A 4488-nucleotide genomic window follows, 5' to 3' on the forward strand; every position below is an offset into this window, starting at 1 on the left:
TCGCCATGTCGGCCTTTTCCGCATCGGCTTCCGCCAGCAAAAACACCTCGATGCGCTCGTCGGGACGGCCGGCGGCGCGGCCGAAGACGACCGGCGTGGTGCCGGGCAAGATCGCCGTGAGGCATTCGAAGGCGCGGCCAAGCTGCCAGGGGCGCGCCTTGCTGATTGGATTGTAGAGCGCGATGACGAAGCCAGCGCCCGCCGCCGCCAGCAGCCGCAGCTCGATCAGGTCCCAGGGTTTTAGATTGTCGGACAACGAGATGGCGCAGAAATCATGGCCGAGCGGTGCACCGATGCGGGCAGCGACCGCGAGCATTGCGGTGATGCCCGGCAGCATCGCGACGTCAACGGCACGCCATTCGGCCGGGCCGGCCTCGATCGCCTCGCAGACGGCCGCTGCCATGGCAAAGACCCCGGGGTCGCCGCCCGAGACGACGGCGACAGCGTGGCCCTGCGCAGCCTTTACCAGCGCGTCCCTGGCGCGGGACAGCTCCTCGCGATTGTCCGAGGCGACGCGGGTCTGGTCGGGGCGCAGATCGAGCCGGTCGAGATAGGGCTTGTAGCCGTAGAAGAATTTTGCCTCGGCGACGGCGCGGCTTGCCTCCGGCGTCACCTGGTCGGCATTGCCTGGTCCGAGGCCGATGACGGTCAGGCGGCCGCTCATGTTTCGGATCCCAATGCGGCGGGCCGGCCTGACCAGCCGGCCACCAGCACGATGGCGAAGTAGGGCGCCTTGTCGTCCTGCTTGTCGGCCAGCCGCATCGAAACGCCGCCCGGCATAGTGCCGCGCTCGACATAGACGGCACGCGCCAGCTTGTCGGTCGCTTCCAGTGCACGCCTGATCTTGGGCAGGTTGCGGCCGACCTTCATGATGACTGCGGCATCGGTGTCGGCGAGGCGGCGCGTCAATTCGAATTCGCTCATTGTGCCCGGCAACACGGTCAGCACGTCGTCGCCCTGCACGATCGGCAGGCCGGTCGCCGACCAGCAGCCGGACATGGCGGTGACGCCGGGAATGACCTCGGTCGGGAAGCGGTGCGCCAGCCTGACATGCAGGTGCATGTAGGAGCCGTAGAACAGCGGGTCGCCTTCCGAAAGCACCGCGACCGTCCTGCCGGCGCTGAGGTGCTCGGCGATTTTTTCGGCGGACTCTTCGTAGAAATCCGGTATCTGCGAACGGTAATCGCTGTGATCCTTGTCGATCTCGGTGGTCACGGGATATAGCAGAGGCAACTCTATCAAATCAGGACGAAAATGCGCGCCGACGATGGCACGCGCATTGCTGTTGTTGCCGCGCTTGGCGAAATGCGCCACCACGTCGGCCTCGGCCAGCGCGCGCACGGCCTTGAGCGTCAGCAGATCGGGGTCGCCGGGACCGGTGCCGACACCGACAAGCCTGCCTTTTGCGATCGCGTTCACAGACCCGGCCTCGCCAGTGCGTTGAGTGCGGCGGCCGTCATGGCGCTGCCGCCAAGCCTGCCGCGCACGATGGCATAGGGCACGCCATAGGAATTCTCGGCCAGCGCATCCTTTGATTCGGCAGCACCGACGAAACCGACCGGCATGCCGATGATAACAGCCGGTTTCGGCGCGCCGTCGCGCAATCTTTCCAGCAGGTAGAAAAGTGCTGTCGGCGCATTGCCGATGGCGACGACCGAACCGGCCATGCGTTCGCCCCACAGGTCTATGGCTGCAGCGGAGCGGGTGTTGCCGATCTTTTTCGCGACGTCAGACGTTTGCGGGTCGCGCAGCGTGCAGATCACCTCGTTACCGGCCGGCAACCGGGCGCGGGTGACACCGTGCGAGACCATCTCCGCGTCGCAGAAGATCGGCGCGCCACCCGCCAAAGCCGTGCGTGCGGCGGCGACGAAATCGCTGGAAAAAACAAAGTGCCTGCTGGCCTCGACCTGGCCGCAGGCATGGATCATGCGGATGGCAACATCGGCCTCGGCATCGGAAAAGCGCGACAGGTCGGCCTCGGCGCGAATGATGGCGAAGGAGCGCTCATAGATGGCCGTGCCGTCATGGATATAGTCGTAGGCGGCCATGTTTATTCCTGTCGATAGAGTTCGGCGACACCGGCCGCGCTAAGCCTTGTCAGGCAGGCGGCGGTGGCATCGCCTCGAAGTCGTGCTTCGCGGATCGCTGCCGCAATGCGGCCAACGCCGCGCGCGGCGTCATAGCCTGGCCTGTATCCGGCAGGGAGGGCCTTTGCCGTCCCGTCCACGACAAGACCGGCTCCGTTTTCGCCGCCGACCAGCGTCAGCGCCGCCGGGCCGGGATGCGCGCAGCCCTTGGCGCAGCCGGAAATATGAAGCGTGAGCGAGGAATCGAGGATGTCGCGGTTTTCCGCAGCGATGGTCTCGGCGATGTCGCGCGTCGCGATCCGGCCGGAGGCGCAGGCTGGCGCACCAGGGCAAGCGGCGATCCTGGTGCGCGGATCAGCAGCGTCGGTGACGAAGCCGAGGGTGGCGGCGGCATCTCTCAGGGAAAAGCAGCCGGACAACTGAAGACCAAGGAACAGCAGCGCGCGGCCCGGCGCCAGGCGAACTTCGAGGGCGCCAAGGGCGAGGGCCTGTCGTATAAGGTCGATGAGCTTTTGTGCCGGCATGCTGCCGAAGGGCAGGCCGATGCCGAGGGCGGTTGCATCACCGCCGAGAGGGAATAGGCCGATTGGCGAAGGAGCTGGCGCGGCCGTGAGAGGAAGGCGATCCTTCGCGGGCGCGAAGGAATGCCAACTGGCGAGAGATGTTAGCTGCCTCTCCGACAAATCCCTTGCATGGGCTTCACGACCTTTTTCGGCAACCATTCTCAGAATCGCGACAGCGATACCACGCGCCGCATCTTCCTCGACCATGACGAGCGGCGTCGCATTCTGCCTGTCGCCGGCAACGGCTGAAAGCCACTGGACACCCGCATCAATCCGCATCGCAGCCAGCCTGACATCGGCCGAAACCGCATCCATGGTCAGCCGCCCGCCGCCATCGACAATGACCGAAACCTTCGGCCCGAGGCGCTGTCCCAGCCCGGCGTCCTCGATTGCCGCCCGAATCCGCTCCGCCAGCGGGCGCGGATCGGCGATCTCCTCGGGATCGAGCCCCGCAAGCGGCCCGGTCTCGACCGGCACGCCGGTGCGTACGGCGATACCCATTGCATCGACCTCCACCGCCAGCAGCCGGGCGCTTGCCGGCGTCAGGCCGCGTATCTGCAGGCTACCACGTGCAGTCACTTCCATGATGCCGTTGCCATGCCGCAAGGCGGATTCACCGAGTCCGAGCAAGGACTTCGGCGAGAGTCCTCCGGCGACCGGCTTGAGCCGCACCAGACGCCCGTCGCCGGTCTGCATCGGCGCGGACAAAGCGGGGCAGGCACCGCGACGTGAGAAGGCGTTCAAGCGGCCACCCCCAGCGCCTGGGCCTCGGCGATCAGTGCAGCGAGATCGTCATCGATGGAATTGCGCAGCGGATGCCAGAGACCGCGCCTCCGCGCCGACAGAAACCGCTCGGCGATCACCTTCGCGGCGGAAGGATTCTCGCGCAAGATGAAGTCGCGAACCACGGGATCGCCGAGATAGGCGTCGTGCACGACCTCGATCAGCGTGCCCGATATGGCTTGGGTGGTCTCAGCGAAGCCGACCAGCCGGTCGACCGTTTCGGCGAATTCCGAAGCACCACGCGGCCCGTGCCGCATCTGGCCTGTTATGAAGCGCGGGTTGACCGCGCGGGCGCGAACTACCCGAGATACGGCTTCTCCAACCGAACGCGGCTTCGGCTTTTGCGGATCCGTGGTGTCGAGGACGATCACGTCGGCATTCTTGCCGAGTGCCGCAAGCGCCGCCGAAAAACCGCCGATGAAGGCGACGTCGGCCGAGCCTTCCAAAATATCGCGGCCGGGATCATCTCCCGTATGGACGAGAAGGTCGGCCTCGGCGACACGATCCTCGAACGCGCCGGGCGCCGAGACACCTTCGCCGTCGGCGCCGCCATAGGCATGCGAGGTGGCGTCGAGATAGGCGCGACCGATCTCTTCGCGCGCGGCCCAGTCGCCGCTCGACAGCAAATCCTCGCCGCCGGCGCCGTACGTGCCGGGCGAGGTGCCGAAAATGCGCGGGCTGATCTTCCCCTCGGCGCGGGTCTTGGCCGCGAGCGGGTTTTCCGAAGCATCCTCGTCGCGGGCGGCGACGGCGCTGGCGGCAGCATCGATCAGCGCGATCTGTGTCGGGAACATATCACGAAACAGGCCTGATATGCGCCAGGTGACATCGACGCGCGGGCGGCCAAGCGTTGCCGACGGCAGCACCTCGATGCCGGTGACGCGGCCGGTCGCGGAATCCCATTGCGGCCGGCAGCCCATCAGGGCCAGGCCTTGCGCGATCTCCTCGCCGCCAGTGCGCAGCGAGGCCGAGCCCCAGAGATCGATGACCAGCGAGCGCGGCCAGTCGCCATGGGATTGCATGTAGCTGCGTAAGACCTCGTCGGATGCCGCCCT

5 protein-coding genes are annotated in these 4488 nt (G+C 66.5%); all 5 read right to left on the reverse strand.

Features of this window, described 5'->3' with window-relative positions; all coding sequences use genetic code 11:
- The coding region (locus tag EOA86_RS23710; RefSeq protein WP_128343876.1) for a precorrin-3B C(17)-methyltransferase at positions 1–664 on the reverse strand (664 nt) is incomplete at its 3' end.
- Positions 661–1419, reverse strand: coding sequence for a precorrin-2 C(20)-methyltransferase (locus tag EOA86_RS23715; RefSeq protein ID WP_128343878.1), 759 nt, complete (start codon positions 1417–1419; stop codon positions 661–663). The genes EOA86_RS23715 and EOA86_RS23710, both read right to left, overlap by 4 nt.
- A complete protein-coding gene (locus EOA86_RS23720; RefSeq protein ID WP_029352070.1) occupies positions 1416–2048 on the reverse strand; it encodes a precorrin-8X methylmutase in 633 nt (210 codons plus the stop codon). Before EOA86_RS23720 ends, EOA86_RS23715 begins: the two co-directional genes overlap by 4 nt.
- A 2-nt stretch (positions 2049–2050) precedes the next feature.
- Positions 2051–3394: a precorrin-3B synthase gene (gene cobG / locus EOA86_RS23725; RefSeq protein WP_128343880.1), complete on the reverse strand. Its 1344-nt coding sequence runs from the start codon at positions 3392–3394 to the stop codon at positions 2051–2053.
- Positions 3391–4488: cobaltochelatase subunit CobN (locus EOA86_RS23730; RefSeq protein WP_206630112.1), on the reverse strand; the 1098-nt coding region annotated here is incomplete at its 5' end. The genes EOA86_RS23730 and cobG, both read right to left, overlap by 4 nt.

This window comes from Mesorhizobium sp. M5C.F.Ca.IN.020.32.2.1 (assembly GCF_004023105.1).
In the GTDB taxonomy this organism is placed as follows: domain Bacteria; phylum Pseudomonadota; class Alphaproteobacteria; order Rhizobiales; family Rhizobiaceae; genus Mesorhizobium; species Mesorhizobium wenxiniae.

Coding starts and splice junctions, on each gene's coding strand:
- EOA86_RS23720 (WP_029352070.1), bottom strand. CDS start 2,048: ATGGCCGCCTACGACTATATCCATGACGGCACGGCCATCTATGAGCGC.